Origin of the sequence: Kitasatospora sp. NBC_00374 (genome assembly GCF_041434935.1) — a bacterium.
Classification (GTDB): Bacteria; Actinomycetota; Actinomycetes; order Streptomycetales; family Streptomycetaceae; genus Kitasatospora.
In genome coordinates, this window is record NZ_CP107964.1 from 415,133 (window position 1) to 434,073 (window position 18,941).

Sequence of the window (18,941 nt, forward strand, 5' to 3'; positions counted from 1 at the left end):
TCGGTACTCCTGGCGGTTCGTGGGTCGGGGCTACGGCGACGGCCGGTGCCGGGCAGGCGGCGCGCGTCAGACCACGCTGTTGGCGTCCTCGTTGGCGTTGTCGAACAGGGCGGCCGCCTGCTGTCCGGTCATTCCCGCGCTGTTCAGCGTGTTGCGCACACCCTTGATCAGCGAGTGCAGGATCCGGGTGGGTGAGTCGGCGTTCTTGTGGTACGTCTTCCCGATGTCGTCGTTTCCGGCCGACTCCTTGTTGAACTTGTCGATCTCGTCGGCCCTCCTCCCCATCAGGTCGACGAGGTCCGACATGTCGGGGAACTTGGCGAACGCCGCGTTGAGGTCCTGGAGGGCGGTGAGCTGCTTAGCCACGGAACTCCTCCTGCCGCTCGCGCTTGCGCCGCTCCTCCGCGGCCGCGTCGGCGTGGCCGGGCCGCATCGCGCGCAACGGCTCCAGCAGCTCGTCCAGTTCGGTCCCGCCGGTCATCGAACTGCGCAGCATCTCGCCCAGGCCGCTGAACGAGCTCATCGCCTCGATCACCCGCTCGGCGATGTCGGCCCGCGCGGTGTTCAGCACGTCGGTGATCACCCGGCCCAGCTCGGCCGGCGCCATCGAGCGGTAGGCCGAGGTGTGGAAGGTCAGCGAGACCACCTGGCCCTGCGCCCCGACCACCGCGGTGACCATCCGGTCCTTGGAGGTCACCGAGGCGGTGGCAGCCTCCAACTCCTTGGCCGTCGAGGCCATCTGCGCCTGTTGCTCGGTCAGCTCGGCCATCGCCTGTTCGATCTGCTCGGCGTACGAGAGCGACATCGCCGGCACCTCCGTCTCTTCCCGTGGCGCGTTCCGGGCCCCATGGGGAGGGCCCGGAACACGCCGGCTTGTGGGTCGTCCGTTCTGTTCTACGGACGGGCGAGGCCCGGAGGTTCGGCCGGCCACGGGGAAACCGCTCAGCGGCCGATGACCCCGGTCACGCCACCGGCGTCGGTGCCCCAGACCTCCTCGTCCTCGGCCAGCCAGGTGGTGCGCTGCCGCTCCTTCTCGCCCTGCCCGCCTGCCGCCCCGGCGCCACCCATCGGCGGCACCATCGGGGCCCCCGCTCCGCCGGTGGTCGAGACCCGGCGGCCCATCAGCTCGGCCTCCTCCGCGGCGGTCGCCGCCGCGGCCCGCTGGGCGGCGACGCCCCGCGCCGCGACCGCCTCCTCGGCCATCGCGGCGGCGCCCTTGGCCACGCCCAGGCTGCTCAGCCGCCCGCCCACGCCGACCGTCGGCGGGCCCGCGGTGATGCCGCCCGTCCGCACGCCCGACGCCCCGGTACCGCCGCCGTTTCCGAAGGACTCGCCGACGCGGCTCGTGCCGATGGAGTCGCCCAGGCCGCCCCAGGAGACGGGCAGACCCACACCGCTCGCCCCGCTGCCACCGGTCCCGCCCGTCAGCACACCAGCGGTGCGATTGGCGATCACGCGTTGCTGGTCGGCCAGCAGTTGCTCGAACGGCGACACCGTCCTGCCGTCCGCGTCGCGGACGACGCCGCCCTTGTCGATGGTCGAGCCCTTGTCGAGCACCACCGGATTCCCGTTGGCGTCACGGATCTTGGCACCGTCCGGCCCGGTCACGGTGCCGTCCTCGTTCACCTTCGAGCCCGCCGGGAGCTTGAAGACGCTCCCGATCGGAGGCGGCAGCCCGATGGTGGTGCCCGGCGGCACCATTCGGGGCTTCCCGTCAGCGCCCAGCAGCGGCTTGCCGTCGGGCCCGATCAGCTCGCCCTTCTCGTTGACCTTGGTGCCGGGAGGCACGGTCAGCGGCTTGCCGTCCTTGCCCAGCAGCGGCTTGCCGTTCTTGTCCAGGAGCGCCGACTGGCCGCCGCCTCCGCCGACGCCGCCGAGGTTGCCCGTCACGGGCGGCGGCGGGCCGGTCTTGGTCTTCGGCGGCGGGGGACCCGCGCCCATCGACCCGAGATCCGGGCCCTTGTCGTCCTTCGGTCCGTCCTTGCCGCCGGGCCCGCCATCGGTCTTCGAGTCTTCCGTGGCGGGCGGCTTGTCGGTCGGGAATATCATCGCGGGTGGCTTGAACGAGCCGAGCATCCCGGCCGCCGTGCCGAAGTCCCGCGTCAACTGGATGTCCGCCGCCCTCGCCGCGCTGTCGAGCGTCCACGCCGCCCAGAACGTCCACCACCGCTTGGCCGTGGCCTCCAGAGCCAGCGCGAACGGGCTGTCGCCGCCGTCCGTCGGTGTGATGCCGCCCTCACGATTCACCCAGGTGACCTTGTCGGAATCCTTGTCGTACGTCGGCGTCAGGTTCCCCGTTTCCATCATGAAAGCCAGCCGCAGGCAGGCGTGCGGCCAGGAGAGTGAGCCCTTGTCCTCCTTGTAGGTCCACCCGCCGGCGAAGTCGGGGATGTGCTCGTCCGAACGCCACTTGTTGTAGCCGTCGTTGTACATCGTCCGGTGCGCCGTGCGCAGCGCCTCGCCGGCGTGCTGCAGGCCCGCCGCGATTCTGCCGCTGTCACCGCCGAGCCGCTGGTGCACCTGGTCGAACTCGCTCCGGAGCCCGATCAGGACCTCCTTGAAGCGGCCGGCGGCACTGCCCTGGAAGTCGCTTCCCGCACCGTCCACGGAGTCGGCCCAGCCCTGGACCTTCTTCTGCTGCAGCCCGCACCAGGTGTCCAGCCCCGCGATGGCGGTCGCCGCGTTGTCGAAGCTGGCGGCGCTCGTCCTGCCGTTGTCCCCGGAGCCCCAGATCAGCGGGCTCAGGATGTTCTCCGCGGCCCATTCGAAGTTCCCGAGCGTGGTGTTGCTGGATCCCGCGGGCGGATCGTCCCAGGTGGGCCAGTTGAATGTGGCTCCCACCAAGGTGGTGTAGTGCTGCAGACCGTTGGGCGTCAGGTCCGGGTACACCCACTCCGCCCACATGTCGTAGCCGGAGTAGTGGTAGTAGTCGCTCTTCTTCTTGCGGTCGTTCTGGGACCACGAGTTGGCCGTCGTGACCGTCACGTACCCGATCCACTTCTCGGCGGTCACGTCCTCGCGGGTGGTGATCGTGGACTGGTTCTGGCCCGCGAACGCCCTGAGCATGTCCTCCCAGGGGTGGGACTTCGGAGTCGGCTTCTCTTCCGCCATGGCTACTTTCCGGTGAGGTGGGATCAGGTCGCGGCGGGACACCGAGGGGCCGGACGGTCTGTCGGATCCGCCCGGCCTCCGACGGCGATCAGCCGATCTTGGGCGGGGCCGAACCCCATGGCAGACCGTCGAGGATCTCCATCATCTGAGCCGCGGTCAGGGACTCGTGCTCCCCCTCGCCGAGCTTCGTCACCGCCTGCTGGAGGCCCACCACGATCTTGTCGATGTCGTCGTGAATGGTCACCAGGGCGGAGTCCAGGCTCGTGCGGTACGCGTCGAACTGCGACCGCAGGTACTTGGCCGGGGCGTACACGTCATTGCCCGGCAGCAAGGGCGGCCAGTTGGCCAGTTCCGCCTTCCTGCTGCCCACCTCCCCCTCGAAGGTCACCAGTTGGTCCGCGAACGTGTTCAGGCCCTCCAGCGAGACCTTGATGGTTTCGCCACCCATGCGCGGTCACCCCTCGCTGCTAGTGGAACCCCTTGGAGGCGTCCAAGTCCGACTGCTGCATGATCTCGTGCATGGTGTTGAGCGTCCTGGCCGCGGCGGCGATGTCCTCGTCCATCTGGCGCTCGTTGTTGGACACCACCCGGGCGAACTCCTCGAACGCGGTGGCCGCGGTGCCCTGGAAGTGACCGCCGTCGATCACGGTGCTCAGCTGCTTGACCAGGGTGTCCAGGTTGCCGGTCATCAGGGACCCGGCCTTCTGGAGCTCCTGGACCGCCTGTGCCACCGTCTCGTGGTGAAGGTGGATGTTTCCGAACTCCATCGGTGTACTCCTCTCGGTGTTTTCTGCCGCCGGGCCGTCAGGCGCCCTGCAGCCCGTCGTAGATGCCGTCGGCGGCGTGCGTCCGGGCGTCGTCCTCGGCCTGGGTGAGGATCTGGCTCGCGTCCTGGGTGCTCTGGACGAAGTGCTCGAAGGCCTGGATGACCTGGTTGTACCGCTGCATCCAGTCCTCGATCTTCGCCTGGAAGGTGCTGCTCGCCCCGGAGATGTAGCCGGCGGCGACCTCCTCCTTGATCCGCTCGACCGTCCGGCCGGCGGTCACCATGTTCTCGATCTGCGTCTCCAGGCTCGCGAGAACCTGGCGGATCGCCTCGTCCTCCTTGACCAACATGGACATCGCTGGTGCTCCTTCCTCTGCTCGCGGGGCCACGGGTGCGGCGCCGCACACGCGTCATCAGGGTCAACGGGCGTGCCGTGCGGGACGGTTCAGCCACATGGCGGCGGACTCGGTGCGGTCGTCGGGGCCGCCACCACACCGTCGGCCATGGCGGCGGGGTCGAGGGCCGGCCCGACGGGCAGCAGGTCGAGGACCGTGGCCGGGACGGCCACCGGGGTGGCGTTCGCGTAGCCGAGCTGCTTGACCACGGCGGCGGACGGCAGCGGGTACTTCACGCCGCCCTCGGTGACCAGGTAGGCGGTGGTGCCGGCGCCCCCGCCGGACAGGGCCCGGACCAGGGCTCCGCGGCCGGGCCGGACGGCGATCCGGTCGGCGGCGGGGCAGCCGGCCACCACCCCCGGCTGGACGACCGGGGGGCGGCCCGCGGCCGCGTCGGCGCCGGCCAGCACCGTGACCGTGCTGGTGGGCGCACCGGCCCCCGTGTGCAGGTCGGCGCAGACGCCCTCGCCGCGCCCGGGCACGACCAGGGCGGGCGGCGCGTCGGGCAGCAAGGCCGGGGCGGGCACGCCGGGCGCCTTGTGGGCGGCGAGGTCGGCGGGGAAGATCTCCGCGACCGTCGGGGCGGCGTCGCCGTAGGCGCTCTGGGTGCGCGGATCGCCGCGCAGCAGGTCGAACTGGGTTCTGGTGAGCGGGGCCAGGCCCTCCGGCAGGAGGACGTAATGCGCGCCGCCGGGTGCCTCGAAGAGCTGGCCGATCCGGGTGGGGCGGCCGGCGAGCACCGGCCCGGGCGTTCCGCGCCCGGGGACGGCCGGGGCCGCCAGGTCCGGGCCGGCGGGCAGCGCGTTCACCAGGCCGGCCGGCACCGGGAACGGCACGACGTCGCCGTAACCGAGTGCCTGCAGTGCCCAGTTGGCGGTGTCGACGCGCAGCCGCCGGCCCTGCCAGAGCAGGTGGACCGCGCCGTCGGGCGTGCCGACCAGGACGGCCTGTGCCGGGGCCGGTGCGTTGCCCTCCGTCGCCGGGTCCACCAGCAGCGCGAGCTTCGGGACGACGGGACTGCTCGGGCCGTTCGGGCCGGGCTGGGTGGTGCCGCAGACGAGCCAGGAGGTACCGGCCAGTTCGGCGGCCGACGGCAGCCCGTCCGGCGCGCCGACGATGCCGACCGGCCCGCCGCGCGGCGCGCCCTCCAGGGAGTCCCGGCCGACCTGGCGGACAACCATCTGGTCGCCCGCCACCAGCTTGGCGCTGGTGTCGTTGAGCACCGGGTGCAGTTGCCCGCCGAGGTAGAGGTACCGGGCGCCGTTCTCCTTGACCGTCACGAGGGTGCCGGGTTTGGCCCATTCGGCGTCGCCGCCGGGCTTGACCAGCCCGTACACGGCGACGCCGAGGCCGACCAGCACCGCCAGGGCCAGCCCGTTGAGGGTGCCTCTGGTGGTGCGGCCGGTGGGGGTGTCGGGCACGTCGGGCTCGGCCCGCAGCATGCCGGAGGCGAGCCTGCTCATCACGAACAGGTGGGCCTGCACCTGGTCGCGTCGGGACTGCATCCGGTTCCTCCCTGGGCTTCCGGGACGTCGGACCGCGCCCCCACCCCGCTGTACGGCCCCGGCGGGCCGCGGAGTTCACCCGGGCCGGGCGGATCTTCGGCCGACCCCCGCCGACCGGGTGGCCGACCCCCGGCGGACGGCGGGTGCCGGCGGCACCCTACTCGCCGGTAGGCTTTCTCCCCCGCCGTTCGGGGCGATGGCGATACGGGCGGCACAGGCGGCACAGGCACGGCAGGGGAAACGGGACGATGGAGATACGGCTGCTCGGCCCGGTCGAGCTGCGGCTCGCCGACGGCAACGCCGCCGGGCTGGGCGGCGCGCAGCGGCGGGCGGTGCTCGCCCTGCTCGCGATGGAGCTGGGCCGGGCCGTGCCCGTGGAGCGATTCCTCGAGCTGCTCTGGGCCGACGCACCGCCGACGCACGCGAAGGCCGCCCTCCAGGGGCACGTCGCGGCGCTGCGCAAGGTCCTGACCGGCTCGGGGTTCACGCTCGCCACCCGCGCGCCCGGCTACCGGCTCGACGGAGACCCCGACGCGGTCGATGCGCTCTCCGCCCGGGCGCTGGCCGCACGCGCCGCCGGGACCGCGGACGACGCCACCGCCGCGGCACTGCTCCAGCAGGCGCTCCCGCTGTGGCGCGGCGCGGCCCTCGCCGACCTGCCGCCCACACCGCTCTGCGCCGCCCTGGCCCGCCGGCTCGACGAGGACCGGACCGAGGCCCTCACCGCGTGGGCGCAGCGGCAGCTGCGACTCGGACACGGTCACACGGCCGTCCCCGCGCTGGAGCAGAGCGTCCGCGCGGACGGGCTGCGCGAGCCCACGATCGCCTTGCTGATGCGCTGTCTGCACCAGAGCGGCCGCGGCCCGGACGCGCTCCGCGCCTACCACCGGGCCCGCGCGCGGCTGGACGAGGAGCTCGGCGTTCCGCCGGGGCCCCCGCTGCAGCAGGCCCTGGCCGAGGTGCTGGCGGCCGGCCGGGCCATCGAGGACGCACCCGGCACCGGCGGCAGCGCGCCCGGTAGCGCCGCGGCCGCACCCGGCACGCCCCACGCCTCGCCGGCGATGAGTCACCTTCCGGGGCCGCCCAGGCGCTTTGTCGGACGCGACGCGGAGGACCGCTGGCTCGACCGGCAGTGCGGGCAGAGCCGGACCGGGGACGGCCTGGCCGTGGTCGCCGGCCCCGCAGGCGTCGGCAAGACCGCCCTGGTGATCCGGTGGGCGCACCGTGCCACGGCGGGCTTCCCGGACGGCCGGCTCTTCGCGGACCTGCGCGGCTTCGACCCGGCCGGCCCGGGCGACCCCGCGCAGGTCCTGACGCGCTTCCTCCGGGAGCTGGGCCTGCCCGAGCAGGCGATCCCCGAGGACCGGGCCGCGCGCGCGGCGCTCTTCCGGGAGCACACCCGGCAGCGCCGGCTACTCGTCGTGCTGGACAACGCCCGGTCCGTCGCCGACGTCGCCGACCTGCTGCCGTCGGGGCCCGGCTGCGCCACGGTGGTCACCAGCCGGAACAGTCTGGAGGACCTGGTGGTCACCGACGGCGCCGCCCTGCTCCAGCTCGCCGCGCTGCCCGCCGCCGACGCGTACCACCTGCTGGAACGCCAGCTGACCGCCGAGCGCGTGGCGGCCGAGCCGGAGTCGGCCGGGCGGCTGATCGAGCTGTGCGACCGGCTCCCGCTGGCCCTGCGGATCGTCGCGGGCCGCCTCGCCGCCCGCCCGGGCTGGCGGGTCGCCGATCTGGTGGACGAGCTGACCGACGAACGCACCCGGCTGGCCGCCCTCGGCACCCCGGGCGGGGTCGCCAGCGTCCGGACCGCGCTCTCCGTGACACACCATCATCTCCCGGACGTCGCACGGCAGCTGCTCGCGCTGCTGACCGTGCACCCGGGAGCCGAGGTCGATCAGTACGGGGCCGCCGTCCTGCTCGACACGGACGCCGACGGGGCCCGGCACGCGCTCGGCTCGCTCGCGGCCTACCACCTGCTGACGGAGCCCACGCCCGGCCGCTTCGGCCGGCACGACCTCGTCCGGCTCTACGGCGCGGAGCAGTTCGACCGGTTCTCCCCGGAGCGGCAGCGGCAGGCGTTCCGGCGCCTGGTCGACTACGAGCTGACCGCCGCCGGGATGGCCGTGCAGCGGCTGAACCCGTACCACGAGCCGTTCCGGCCGCCGGGGCCCGGGCCGCGGGCGCTTCCCCGGCTCGCCGACGTCCCGGCCACGCTCGCCTGGTGCCAGGCGGAGGAGCCGGTGCTCCGCGCACTGGTGACAGCCGCGACCGACCTCGCCGAGTACGAGCGCGCCTGGCGCCTGGCCCGGACGACCGCGACCCTGTACTACGGCGCCGGGCGCTTCTCGGACCGGCTCGACTGCCTGCGGATCGGGCTGCGGGCCGCCCAGCTGGACGGCGGCCGGGAGGGGCTCGCCGCCATGGAGACGACGACGGCCTGCGCGCTCGGGTCGAGTGGGCGCGTCGCGGAGGCGCTGCCGCTCGCCGGGCGGGCCGCCGACCGGACCACGCCGGACGACGGCGAGCTGCACATCCACGCCCTCTCCGTGCGCGCCTCGATGGCCGCCCTGGCCGGGGATCCGGCCGGGGCCGACCGGCTCTCGCAGGCTGCCCTCGCCCTGATCCGGAGCAGCGGGCTGCGCGAGCACGCCGCCACCGTGCTCAGCAACGCGGCGGCCATCAAGGTCGTCCTGGGCGACCCGGTCGCCGCACTGGACCACGCCCGGGAGACGCGCGCCCTGCTGGCCGGGAACCCGACGGCCAACGCCCACGTGTGGGCGATGGTCAGCGAGGCCCTCGCCCGCCAGGCGCTGGGCGAACGGGAAGCGGCCGAGCACGTCTGGCGGGACGCGCTGCACCGGTGCCGCTCGAGCGGGAACGTGCGGCTCCACGCCCTGGCTCGGCGTCACTTCGCCGACTTCCTGGCCGGCACGGGCCGGGCCGACGAGGCCCGCGACCACCTGCGGGCGGCGGGCGAGCTGTACACCGCGCACGGGGACGTGCGGTTGGCCGAAGGCCTGGACCGGAAGCTGGCCGGGCCGCGCGAGCACCAGGCACTGCCGCCCGTCACGTCCGCGAACGGCTCCCGGTCCCGTGGCACCATGCGGATCGCGTAGCGCGTACGCCGCGTGATCACCAAGACCTGTGCCTGGACTGCCGTCTTGGCAGGCTGAACCGCTCTGCGGCCAACTCGCCGCTGTGCTGCCGGAGGGGTCGGCCTGCGCGGAGACCCATCCGCGAGCCGGCCGACGCGACGCCTGGCCTCGGTTTCCAGGCTGCGGTCGAGGCCGGAGCACGCTCGCCCGTCCGGCTGGTCAGTGCCCTGGCGAGGTCTCGGGCGCCCTGGGTGTCCGGGCCGAGCGCCACGGGATGAGGACGGCCGGGGGAAAGCGATCGGGGGCCGGTCGGGCCGTCAGCGCCCCAGCGCGGCACGGACCGTCAGTCCGTGATGGCGGCGCAGTCGGCGCATCTCCCACCAGGACAGGGCCGTGACGGTGACGGGGGCGCCGAGGATGAAGACCGCCCGGGCGCCCGCCGGGACCTGGGGGTAGGCGCCCGTGATCACGTCCAGGAGCGCCATCTCCCACACCAGGACGCCGGCAAGGATCGGCGGCATCACCTCATGGATGTCGGCGGTACGGAAAACGTGCACGAGCGACAGACCGATGCCGTAGAGGGCGAACCCGATCGACCACAGGCACAGCACCCCGATGGCGATCTTTCCCGGCAGCCCGACGGCGTCCCGGAGCCCCGCCAACTCCGGCGCCATCGCGAGCGCCGAGGTGCCCATGGACGCCATGATGGCCACCACCGCACCGAGTGAGCGCAGGGCCCGTCGCAGGTAGACACGCCGCAACCCGCCCCGTGCGGCCGCCATGAAGGCGCCGACCACCACGGGGAAGGTGCAGACCAGCACCAGGACGCTGGCCCAGCTCTGGTTGAGGCGTTCGTCCGCCACCGCCTTGACGTCGTCGGCGCTGACGACGGCGTTGTAGGTGACCATCAGGCCCACCCAGGCGACGAGCCCCAGCGCGGTCCGCCACAGTTGGAGTGTGCGGACCGCCGGATCGTCCACGATGCCGGGACGCGAAGGACGGAAGGTCCGCTGGGCGGCGTAGAACGGATTGCGGAGGCCGCGCAGGATCTTCCGTCCCCGCGACGGCTCGACAGGTGGTGGCGGAACCGGCGGATAGGGCGGCGCGTACGGGTGCCCCTGCGGAGGGATCGGTTGCGCGAACGGATACCCCGCCGGCGGAGCGTACGGGGCTCCCGGCGGCGGGACCGGGGAGCCCTGGCCCGGCCACCCCGCGGGTGGCTGACTGCCCCCGCCGCCCACCGGATCCCCGTACCCGCCCCCGCCGTAACCGCTCACGCCACGCACCCCCACTGTCCCGCTATGCCGATGCCACGCATCGTAGTCGGCTGCGAACCGCGAAGCAGGCCGTCGGCGAAGCATCGGCGAGGGCCATGACACATTCCCGGCCCCAAGGGTCGCGCCACGACCACCACCGCATTCCGATCGTCCGGCCCGTTGTGGTCCGTGTCGCAGCTGCGACGGCCGGGTCGACCACGCCCTTCACACAGGCTGCCGCTCCCAGCCCCACTACCGAATGCGGCCTCGCGGTAGGTGTGACGACCCGCCGACTGCCGATCGGCGGGCCCGTCGGTCACGGTGTCGGCGTGCCGCGGGTCCTCAACTGCTTGCGGGGTAAGCCCGCAGCGTGGCCTGGCAGCCAGTGCGATCGCAACTGTCGGTTCCCGTCGGTACGGTGGCCGCCATGACGGACAGCGATTTCTGGGACTACCCGGCCGACCAGCGGGTCAAGGGACACGGCGAGTTCACCATCACGGTCGTGCTGCCGCCGTTCGCCACCGGCGAGGCGGGCTTTGGGCCTCACGACCCGGGCCGAGCCCGGCAGTTCGCGGAGGCGTTCGGCACCGTGGACAAGGTCCTCGAGGAGCTGGAGTCCACCACGGCAGCGGACTACGACTCCGTGGTGACCCGGGCCGATCTGGACCTGATCAGGGTCGGCTGCTGGGGCAACGTCATCGCGATAGCCGACCCGGCGCTGGCCGACAACGGCGTGATGTGCCCGGTGCTGGAGCAGACCAACACCCTCCAACTCCGGTACCCCGACGCCCTGATCGTCGGATCGGCCTGGGCCGACTGCGGATCGAGCCACGCCGAGGACGTCATCCACCTGCCCGGCGGGCTTACGCTGCACACCGAAGGCTGGCCCACCGAGGACAGCCCCTACCACCTCTCCGGCGACCTCCCCGCAGTGCTGCGCGCCCTCGACATCGACCCGGCGATCCTCCCCGACGAGGACATTCACCTGGCCCAGGACCCCCGCAGCTCGAACTGGTCGGCCCTGGGCCGCCTCGCCCTCGGCCGGAGCGACCCATGGGGCCGCTCCGACCTCGAGATGTCCGCCTTCCGGGTCCGGCACACCGAGAGCGCCACGGCCCTGATGGAGGAGAAGTGGCTGTTCGACTTCTAGCCGAACGCAAGGCGGCCCAACCCGGGGCGGACCGGGCCGAGCACGCGATGTCGATGTCGCCCGGGGACACAGCTCAACTCGCCGGCGGAGGCGAGCGGCCGTGCGTGGGACCGCCTCGCCGCGGCCTGCTCCGTCCAGCCGGCGCCGGGTCGTTCCACCCTCCGATGTGCTGCGCCACCACCGGTCTCGTGCTCGGGCATCGGCTCCCGCCGCCCGTCAGCGCGCGATGGTGTACGAGTCGCCGTGGATGGTCCAGCGCAGCGGGGTGGCCAGGGTGAGGTTGCCGGCCCGCAGGAAGGCCGCCTGGACGGAGTCCACCCGGTCGGTGTCGTGCTGCGCGGCGGCCATGACCGACCGGCGGGCGTTCAGGAAGGCGGTCAGGTAGGCGGTCTCGTCGCCGCCCTGGGACGGTGGCAGGGCCTTGGCCAGAGCAGCCGCGCGGATCCCGCCGAAGCTCCGCGGTCCGGTGCCGGGGCCGTGCATCACCAGCGCGTCGTAGTAGGCGAACTGGCCGAGCGCGTGCAGACCGTCCGCCTTGGCCTGGCGGACCGCCGGGGTGAAGTAGACGCGGTCGCGTTCCTCGTCCTGGGCCCGCTGGAAGGCGGGGTCCTGGGCGGCGGCCCGCCAGTCCTCGGTGAACGTCGGGTCGAGTCCCTCGTGCGAGTCGGTGCCGTCCACCTGCTGCAGCGCGGGCAGGTAGCGGACCAGGCGGTTGCCGGGGTTGAGCGTCTGGTAGTGCCTGACCAGCTGGAGCATGTCGTTGGTGGCCGAGGTGAAGCCGATGATGCCGCCGGTGTAGCCGCGGCCGTCCTGGATGTCCTCGATGTACTTGTACTGGGCCTGCCAGTCGAGCGAGGAGTTCTCCGCGCTGGAGACCAGCTGCTGTGCGATCTCCTTCATCCGCGGGCTGTCCAGGGCCGGGCTCGCGCTCAGCGCGGCCGCGGCGGCTGCGGCCGAGGGGTCGGCGGTGCCGCTGCCCGAGGCGGACGGGCTCGGCGACGGCGGGGCGGCGGCGCTCGGGCCCGCCAGGGCGGAGATCTCGCCCTGGTCCACGGGCCCACCGGGGTCGGTGGCGGGGGCCGGCACGGGCCGTGCCGTGGCTGCGTCATGGGACCGGGAACCGCCGCCGAGCGCGACCCCCGTCACCGCAGCCACACCCACGGCGACCAGCAGGGCCACCGCGAGCCGCCGGGTTCTCCGGGGTCTCCGGGTTCTCCTCGTCCCCCGTGTCCCCCTCACGGCACGCCTGTGACCCATGGCGCATGCTCTCCGATCGTGGATGTCGACAACCGGCGAGCAGTCTACTGATGCCGTTCGGCCGGTCGGCCCGCAACGGTTCCTCCGAGCTCCAGCCTGTCGAACGCGGCACCGGCCCGGCCTGCAGCGGCGCGACACCACCACCGGCGACGATGCCCTCCTCGCCGGCGGCCTTCGCGTTGCGGACGGCGTCCTCGATGCGGTGCTTGCGTTCGTTGAGCCAGTCGGTACCGCCGGCCGGGTGGGATCCCGTAGGGTCGGCCAATGGCGAAGTACTTCGACGTGCACCCGCAGACCCCCCAGGCCCGCACCATCAGCACGGTGGCCGACAGCCTCCGCTCCGGGGCCCTCATCGCGTACCCGACCGACTCCTGTTTCGCCCTGGGCTGCCGCCTGGGCAACCTCGAGGGCCTCGAACGGATCCGGTCGATCCGGCGTCTCGACGACCGCCACCACTTCACCCTGATGTGCGAGAACTTCGCCCAGCTGGGGCAGTTCGTCCACATCGACAACGACGTCTTCCGCGCCGTCAAGGCGGCGACACCGGGCAGCTACACCTTCATCCTCCCCGCCACCAAGGAGGTCCCGCGCCGTCTGCTGCACCCGAAGAAGAAGACGGTGGGAGTCAGGATCCCCGCCCACGTCGTCACCCGGGCCCTGCTCGCCGAGCTCGGCGAGCCCCTGGTCTCCAGCACCCTGCTCCTCCCCGGTGAGGACGAGCCGATGACCCAGGGGTGGGAGATCAAGGAGCGACTCGACCACGTGCTGGACGCCGTGGTGGATTCCGGCGACTGCGGCACGGACCCGACGACGGTCGTCGACTTCTCCGGCGACGGGCCGGAGATCGTCCGGCGCGGGGCCGGCGACCCCACGCCCTTCGAGTGACGGCGCGAACGCGGTCCGGCTGACAGGCTGTCAGGGCCAGGGCCCGCCGGGGCGCGGATCAGGTCGCGACGGTGGTGTCGTTCGAAATCCGCACCATGGTTCCCGGGTGAAGTCATGGCAGGAGGTCGGGGGCGGACCCACCGGCCATCGCCCCTGCCCGCTCCGAAGCGGTGGGCTCACCGCTTCGGAGCGACGCTCACCGACGGGCGCCACGCGGCAGCAACGGGCACCGGGCCGCCGGGCCGGACCGGACGCCGGGCAGTCCCTTTCCGGCGTGCCCGGCAGTTCCGGTCGGCGGGCCCGTGGCGTGCTCAGGCCTTCTTGTAGCGGGCGTGGTCGATGTGCCAGACGTAGGAGCAGGCGATCGATTCCAAGGCTCCGCCATGCAGCGCGAGCGGAGCCGAGTCGCTGGTCACGAGTTCGCCGATCCAGTGCCGGGCGGTCGCGGCGTGCTCCTCCCCCAGGCGGGAAGCCGCCTCGTATGCGGTGGGAACATCGCAGTTCTGCTCTCTCGTGATCAACGAGATGAGGTTCAGCGAGTTCGGGACGCCTCTGGCGGCTTCCCTCGTGTAGGAGCCGAGGTCGTTCAGCACGCCGGCGAGGTCGGCGACGGCCGACTCCGGTTGCCGCACTGCCTCGGAGTTTCGCGCCTCCTCCGGCAGCTCGTATCGCAGGACGACTTCGGCAACGGCCATGAGGGTCCGCGCGAACACGGTATGGGGGCGTATCGCGCGGTAGTCGCGCAACGTCACGTGCTCGGGTTCGGCCAGGTGGTGCGCCTCCCAGAGGATCCCGAAGAGGATGTCTCTGAGGCACCCGGTGACCCGCAGGTACTGGGCGGCCGTGGCCCGGGCCCGCAGCCTCACGAGGAGGTCGTGGAGTGCTCCGTCGAAGGGGTCGGCGTCGCCGGGCGGCTCGCCGTCGGCCAGGAGGTGGACGCAGCCCCGGATCCGGCGCACCAGTCGGGCCGGGCTGCCTGCCGCCGCCGCCTCGCCGTGGGTGTCGTCGAACGCGGTGAGCCACAGGAAGAGGTCCGCGCAGAGGAGGAGACCGTCCGGTTCGGCGGCAGGAAAGGTCCGGGCCACCCCGTGCGCCACGATGTCGCAGAGGGTGCGCAGCGCGTCGGGCGGGCCGAGGAGCGGGAACCGGAGGAGCCACTGCACCAGGTGCTTCCCGATGTGGTCCGCGTGCGGGCTGGTCGGGAAGGGGCCGGGGAAGGTGCTGGAGAGGTCGGGCATGGGCAGGGAGGCGATGCCCGTCCGTTCGGTGGTGGTCACGCTGCCTCCCGTGCCGCTGCATGCCCTCTGGCCTCGACGATCATGTGGAGGCCCGAGGGGTGGACGGTGATCGCGGGTACGGGCCGGACGGTGGTGCCGGGTGCGGGCCGCAGTGTCCAGCGGGAGGCGACGAGGGCGGCCAGGACCGTTGCCTCGGCCCAGGTGAAGCCGTCGCCGATGCACATGCGCTTTCCGGCGCCGAAGGGGATGTACGCACCCCGGGGAGGCTGAGGTCGCTCGGGAAGCCAGCGGTCCGGGTCGAACCGCAGTGGGTCGCGGTACAGCTCCGGGTCTCGGTGCAGTGCGTACGGGCTCCACACCAGGTCGGCCCCGGCGGGCACGAGTGCCGTGCCGAGCCGCACCGGGACGGTGGCCTGGCGGGTCACGATCCAGCCCGGGTTGTGCAGGCGCAGTGTCTCGGTGACGAGTCTGCGTGTGTAACCGAGCCGGGGAAGGTGGTCGGCGGTGGGCCGGTCGCCGGCCAGGACGGTGTCGACCTCCTGGTGCAGCCGTTCCTCGATGTCGGGGTTACGGCCCAGTTCGTGGAAGAGCCACGCCATGGTGACCGCGGTGGTTTCGGAGCCGGCCGCCAGCAGGGCGGTGATTTCGGACAGGATCTCGTCGTCGTCCAGGGGCCGGCCGTCCTCGTCGCGGGCTTCGAGGAGCAGGGAGACGATGTCGTCGTGGGCTTCGGGGGCCGTGCGGCGGGCGGTGACGATGTCGCTGACCGTCCGGCGCAGCAGCGTGTTCGCGGCCCGGAGCTTGTGGTTGCCCGGGAGGGGCATCCTCTCCCAGGCGGAGACGGGCGAGACGGCGCGCCGGATGGCGGCCTGGAAGACGGTGTCGACGCTGTTCATGATGGCTTGCGCCGGGTCGCGGTCGGGGTTGGAGGAGAACAGCACCGACATGACGACGCCCTGGGTCATGAGCTGCATCTCGTTCAGCACGTCGAGTTGTGCCCCGTGACCCCAGGTTTGGAGTGCGGCCTCCGCGGTGGTGCTCATCGTGTCGATGTAGGAGTTGATGCGCTCGCGGTGGAAGGCCGGCTGCATCAGGCGGCGGCGTTGCAGGTGCTGCTGTCCTTCGGCGATCGGCAGCGGTGATCCGCCGAACAGCCGGAGCTTGTCGAAGAGCCGGCCCTTGCTGAAGTTCGCGGCCTGGGCGGTGAGCATCTCCCAGATGAGCTCGGGCGAGTTGACGACGAACACCGGCCGCGGGCCGACCCTGATCTGCACCACGTCGCCGTGGCCGCGCAGCTGTTGCATGAACGCCAGCCGGTCCCGGAGCAGCGGCATCACGTGTCCGACGACGGGCAGGCGCCCTGGTGCGTGCGGTGGGGTCGTTGCGTCGGCGGTCACGGGAGGTACTCCGTTTCGTGGCGGGTCCGCAGCAGGTGGCGGGCGGCGGTGACCTCGGCCTGGATCATTGCTTCCGGTGCGTACAGGGTCTTGTCGTGCCAGAGGGCGGGGTGCCGGTGGCCGGGCGTGTGGGCTGCCTCGTGCAGGAAGGTCTCGGCGCGGTCCAGGGCGCGGGTGTGCTGCGGCTGCCGCGCCGTCTCGGACGCGCTGAGCAGGATCTTCACGGCGTAGGCGGTCTCCTCGGCGGTGCCGCCCCAGACGCCCCACGACCCGTCCCCGTGTTGGGTGGTCAGCACCCATGCGGTGGCTGCCTGGAGCGCCCGGCGCCCTCGGGGGCCGGGAAGGGAGGCCAGCGCGGTGACGCACCGCTCGGTGGCGTAGTAGGGGGAGGCGTGCCACTTGTCGGTCCAGTGGCCCTGCGGCTGTTGGTGCTCGATGAGCCAGTCGGCTACCCGGCGTATGACGGGTCGGTGCGTCTCCGCGGCTTCGGGGCGGTGGCGGAGGTAGGCGTGGAGGGCCTGGAGGGCGTGCGCGTTGGCACTGAGGGATCCGGTGTCCTCGCCGATGTAGCAGTCGTAGTGGTGGCCGTTGTCGAAGATGGCGAGCGGAGCGGGGTCGCGGGGCCGGTCGACGAGGGCCGCGACGAGTACGGCCATGGCGGTGTCGTCGGCGTCCACCATCAGTCCGGGTGTGCCTCGGACGCCCTCGGGGTCGTAGAGGCGGTCGGCCCACTTCCGCAGGGTGGGCATGCCGGAGGACGCCAGGCCGGCACGGGCCAGCGCGGCGGCGACCCAGAGCCGCTCGAAGACCGTGATCGGTGCCGCTTCCGGGAAGAGGCCGCCGTAGCGGTGTGCCACAGCGGCGAGCTCGTCGGCCGCACGCTGCTGCTGCGGGGAGTGGCGTGCGGAGGCGAGCCAGGCCGCGGTGGCGGCCGGGGAGCTGCCGAGCAGCCCGTCCGCTTCGGGCAGCAGGGTGTTCGGGAGGTGTCCGGCGACGCCTTCGAAGGTGTGGTGGAGCTTGAGCGGGACTCCCCCGGCGGCTCGGCACTTGCGTGCGACCGCTTCGGGTGCCGCAGCGTGGTAGCCGCCCGGGACGACGGGACGTGAGCCGCGGTGCCAGGGCCCGAGGTGCGGAAGGTCGGCGATCCGGGGCTGGTCAAGTCGCCCGTTGACGGCGGCGACCAGGCTCGGGACGAGGATTTCGGCGGCCGCGGTGTCCGGCCACGGCCCGGCCTGCGGCAGGGCGCCGAGCGCGGCGAGCCCGCCGGCCGCCGCCGCGGCGAGACGGTCCGCCGCATCGCCGGCCACGGGTCCTCGCTCCAGTACCACGAGTACGGCCTCGACGGCGCTCAGCGTCGGCAGGAGACGGTAGGGCGCGGGCCCCTCGCCCCAACTGCCGTCGCCGGCCTGCTCGCGCAGCAGGTGGTCGACCCGGGTCTGTCCGCCGGGCAGCCACGGCGCCGTGGACAGCACGCGGGCCGTTTCGTACAGGGACGGGCGGACGCTGCCCCAGGGGTCGGCGTCGACCGCGCTGATCAGCCTCGTCGCTGCGCCGATGTGGGTGTCGTCCACCGGCGGGTGCTCGACGAGGGCCGTCGCCAGGGATGTGCCGGCCTCGCCGTACTGGTGGTCGTTCATGCGTGCCTCGCGGTTGCGGATCCGGCGATGTCCCGCAGCGCCGCGACGGCGGCGGCCGGGAAGGGGGTGTGGTCGAGGGCCGTCAGGGCTTCGTCCCGCCGGGTCCGGATCATGTCTTCGACGGTCTGCCGGGCTCCGGTGCTCTCGAGGATGGCCCGGACCACGTCGGCGTCCCGCTCGTTGAGGTTGCGTCTGCCGAACCGTGCGCGCAGCGACCGCATCTCGCGGCGTGAGGCCCGCTGGACCGCGAGGGCCATGAGGACCGTGGCCTTGCCCGCGCGTAGGTCGTCCAGCACCGACTTTCCCGTTTCCCGGGGATCGCCGAAGACTCCGAGCAGGTCGTCGCGGAGTTGGAAGGCCTCGCCGAGCGGCAGCGCGAACGCGCTCAGGACCGGACGGACCCCCGGGGTGGCGCCGGCCAGTGCTGCGCCGATGTGCAGGGGCCGCTCGACGGTGTACTTCGCCGTCTTGTACCGGATGACCCGAGCCGCGGTGTCGACGTCGTCGGACAGCCGGCCGGTGGTCTGCAGGTCCAGGTACTGGCCGTAGAGCACCTCGCCGCGCATCTCGTCCAGGAGCGGCAGGACCTGCTCGGGGCTGCGGACCGTCAGGCTCGCTCCGTGCAGGAGTTCGTCGGACCAGATCAGCGCCAGGTCCCCGAGGAGCACGGCGGCGCCCAGACCGTGTTCCTCGGCCCGGTCGGCCGGGCCGCCGTTGGCGGTGTAGGCGGAGGCCAGCGCGCGGTGGGCGGAGGGCCGGCCTCGACGGGCGTCGCTGGCGTCCATCACGTCGTCGTGGATGAGGGCGAACGCCTGGAAGAGTTCGAGGCCGGCCGCCGCGCGGATCGCCGGGGAGGGGTCGCCCTCCCCGCCTCCGGCGTACCAGCCGCACACGCACAGCAGGGGGCGAAGGCGCTTTCCCCCCGTCAGGAAGGTGCGGAGCTGGGCTATGAGGGGTGGCAGTTCCGGCCCGGGCGCGGACTGTTCCTTGGCTTCCAGGAACGTGGCCAGCGCTGCGTCGACATCCCGCCGCACGGCCGAGAGGTCCAGTGCGGCGGGATGGGGTATGACGTCGAGCGCAGGCGGTCCGAGCCTCTTGTGGTCAAGAACGGTCACGACATGTTCCTTTGGCGAGCAGATGTGGTCATCGACACACATCCCCAAGTGTTTCAACTGTCACGCCCTGGTGCCGGTGTGGCAGAAAACACCTCGTCACCATGCTTCGAACGGTGAGGACGATGCCGTGA

16 protein-coding genes are annotated in these 18,941 nt (G+C 72.9%); 3 read left to right on the forward strand and 13 right to left on the reverse strand.

The window, feature by feature from the left end:
* Positions 1 to 66 precede the first annotated feature (66 nt).
* The 7 genes from OG871_RS01840 to eccB all read right to left on the reverse strand — a co-directional run bounded on the left by OG871_RS01840 (position 67) and on the right by eccB (position 5,777).
* Positions 67 to 366 carry a hypothetical protein gene (locus OG871_RS01840; RefSeq protein WP_371493763.1) on the reverse strand — a complete coding sequence of 100 codons (300 nt, stop codon included), beginning with the start codon at positions 364 to 366 and terminating at the stop codon, positions 67 to 69.
* Positions 359 to 805 (reverse strand): YbaB/EbfC family nucleoid-associated protein, encoded by a 447-nt coding sequence (locus OG871_RS01845; RefSeq protein ID WP_371493764.1) that lies wholly within the window; start codon positions 803 to 805, stop codon positions 359 to 361. The genes OG871_RS01840 and OG871_RS01845 overlap by 8 nt, the downstream gene beginning before the upstream one ends.
* Before the next feature lie 137 nt (positions 806 to 942).
* Positions 943 to 3,111 carry a hypothetical protein gene (locus OG871_RS01850; RefSeq protein WP_371493765.1) on the reverse strand — a complete coding sequence of 723 codons (2,169 nt, stop codon included), beginning with the start codon at positions 3,109 to 3,111 and terminating at the stop codon, positions 943 to 945.
* An 88-nt stretch (positions 3,112 to 3,199) separates the two neighbouring features.
* Entirely contained in the window at positions 3,200 to 3,559 is a 360-nt protein-coding gene (locus tag OG871_RS01855) for a hypothetical protein (protein ID WP_371493766.1), read from the reverse strand.
* A gap of 19 nt (positions 3,560 to 3,578) precedes the next feature.
* The gene (locus OG871_RS01860; protein WP_371493767.1) at positions 3,579 to 3,878 is read right to left on the reverse strand and encodes a WXG100 family type VII secretion target; all 300 of its coding nucleotides are present in this window, start codon (positions 3,876 to 3,878) and stop codon (positions 3,579 to 3,581) included.
* A gap of 37 nt (positions 3,879 to 3,915) precedes the next feature.
* Positions 3,916 to 4,233, reverse strand: a complete 318-nt coding sequence (locus OG871_RS01865) for a hypothetical protein (RefSeq protein WP_371493768.1) — start codon at positions 4,231 to 4,233, stop codon at positions 3,916 to 3,918.
* 89 nt (positions 4,234 to 4,322) lie between these two features.
* Positions 4,323 to 5,777, reverse strand: a complete 1,455-nt coding sequence (gene eccB, locus OG871_RS01870; RefSeq protein WP_371493769.1) for a type VII secretion protein EccB — start codon at positions 5,775 to 5,777, stop codon at positions 4,323 to 4,325.
* A 248-nt stretch (positions 5,778 to 6,025) separates the two neighbouring features.
* On the opposite strand from eccB, the gene OG871_RS01875 reads away from it, so the two are divergent.
* Positions 6,026 to 8,896: a BTAD domain-containing putative transcriptional regulator gene (locus OG871_RS01875; protein WP_371493770.1), complete on the forward strand. Its 2,871-nt coding sequence runs from the start codon at positions 6,026 to 6,028 to the stop codon at positions 8,894 to 8,896.
* A gap of 296 nt (positions 8,897 to 9,192) precedes the next feature.
* On the opposite strand, the gene OG871_RS01880 is transcribed toward OG871_RS01875, so the two are convergent.
* Positions 9,193 to 9,855 (reverse strand): hypothetical protein, encoded by a 663-nt coding sequence (locus tag OG871_RS01880; RefSeq protein WP_371493771.1) that lies wholly within the window; start codon positions 9,853 to 9,855, stop codon positions 9,193 to 9,195.
* Between the two features lie 703 nt (positions 9,856 to 10,558).
* On the opposite strand from OG871_RS01880, the gene OG871_RS01885 reads away from it, so the two are divergent.
* Positions 10,559 to 11,281, forward strand: coding sequence for a DUF6333 family protein (locus OG871_RS01885; protein ID WP_371493773.1), 723 nt, complete (start codon positions 10,559 to 10,561; stop codon positions 11,279 to 11,281).
* A gap of 216 nt (positions 11,282 to 11,497) precedes the next feature.
* Here the strand turns inward: OG871_RS01885 and OG871_RS01890 are convergent, their stop codons facing one another.
* On the reverse strand, positions 11,498 to 12,367 hold the full coding sequence (locus OG871_RS01890) for a chitosanase (protein ID WP_371493774.1): 870 nt from the start codon (positions 12,365 to 12,367) through the stop codon (positions 11,498 to 11,500).
* Between the two features lie 435 nt (positions 12,368 to 12,802).
* On the opposite strand from OG871_RS01890, the gene OG871_RS01895 reads away from it, so the two are divergent.
* The gene (locus OG871_RS01895; protein ID WP_371493775.1) at positions 12,803 to 13,423 is read left to right on the forward strand and encodes an L-threonylcarbamoyladenylate synthase; all 621 of its coding nucleotides are present in this window, start codon (positions 12,803 to 12,805) and stop codon (positions 13,421 to 13,423) included.
* 311 nt (positions 13,424 to 13,734) lie between these two features.
* Here the strand turns inward: OG871_RS01895 and OG871_RS01900 are convergent, their stop codons facing one another.
* From OG871_RS01900 to OG871_RS01915, 4 genes are read right to left on the reverse strand one after another with little or no spacing between them, the layout of a single operon-like run.
* On the reverse strand, positions 13,735 to 14,700 hold the full coding sequence (locus OG871_RS01900; protein WP_371493776.1) for a hypothetical protein: 966 nt from the start codon (positions 14,698 to 14,700) through the stop codon (positions 13,735 to 13,737).
* Positions 14,697 to 16,058, reverse strand: coding sequence for a cytochrome P450 (locus OG871_RS01905; protein WP_371493777.1), 1,362 nt, complete (start codon positions 16,056 to 16,058; stop codon positions 14,697 to 14,699). Before OG871_RS01905 ends, OG871_RS01900 begins: the two co-directional genes overlap by 4 nt.
* The gene (locus tag OG871_RS01910) at positions 16,055 to 17,695 is read right to left on the reverse strand and encodes a prenyltransferase/squalene oxidase repeat-containing protein (protein WP_371493779.1); all 1,641 of its coding nucleotides are present in this window, start codon (positions 17,693 to 17,695) and stop codon (positions 16,055 to 16,057) included. Before OG871_RS01910 ends, OG871_RS01905 begins: the two co-directional genes overlap by 4 nt.
* Positions 17,692 to 18,810 carry a polyprenyl synthetase family protein gene (locus OG871_RS01915; protein WP_371493780.1) on the reverse strand — a complete coding sequence of 373 codons (1,119 nt, stop codon included), beginning with the start codon at positions 18,808 to 18,810 and terminating at the stop codon, positions 17,692 to 17,694. The genes OG871_RS01910 and OG871_RS01915 overlap by 4 nt, the downstream gene beginning before the upstream one ends.
* Between the last annotated feature and the right edge of the window lie 131 nt (positions 18,811 to 18,941).

What these genes read in the sequence shown, in the direction of transcription:
- OG871_RS01845 (WP_371493764.1), bottom strand. Translation starts at nt 805, where the DNA reads ATGTCGCTCTCGTACGCCGAGCAGATCGAACAGGCGATGGCCGAGCTG.
- OG871_RS01850 (WP_371493765.1), bottom strand. Translation starts at nt 3,111, where the DNA reads ATGGCGGAAGAGAAGCCGACTCCGAAGTCCCACCCCTGGGAGGACATG.
- OG871_RS01855 (WP_371493766.1), bottom strand. Translation starts at nt 3,559, where the DNA reads ATGGGTGGCGAAACCATCAAGGTCTCGCTGGAGGGCCTGAACACGTTC.
- OG871_RS01860 (WP_371493767.1), bottom strand. Translation starts at nt 3,878, where the DNA reads ATGGAGTTCGGAAACATCCACCTTCACCACGAGACGGTGGCACAGGCG.
- OG871_RS01865 (WP_371493768.1), bottom strand. Translation starts at nt 4,233, where the DNA reads ATGTCCATGTTGGTCAAGGAGGACGAGGCGATCCGCCAGGTTCTCGCG.
- eccB (WP_371493769.1), bottom strand. Translation starts at nt 5,777, where the DNA reads ATGCAGTCCCGACGCGACCAGGTGCAGGCCCACCTGTTCGTGATGAGC.
- OG871_RS01875 (WP_371493770.1), top strand. Translation starts at nt 6,026, where the DNA reads ATGGAGATACGGCTGCTCGGCCCGGTCGAGCTGCGGCTCGCCGACGGC.
- OG871_RS01885 (WP_371493773.1), top strand. Translation starts at nt 10,559, where the DNA reads ATGACGGACAGCGATTTCTGGGACTACCCGGCCGACCAGCGGGTCAAG.
- OG871_RS01895 (WP_371493775.1), top strand. Translation starts at nt 12,803, where the DNA reads ATGGCGAAGTACTTCGACGTGCACCCGCAGACCCCCCAGGCCCGCACC.
- OG871_RS01910 (WP_371493779.1), bottom strand. Translation starts at nt 17,695, where the DNA reads ATGAACGACCACCAGTACGGCGAGGCCGGCACATCCCTGGCGACGGCC.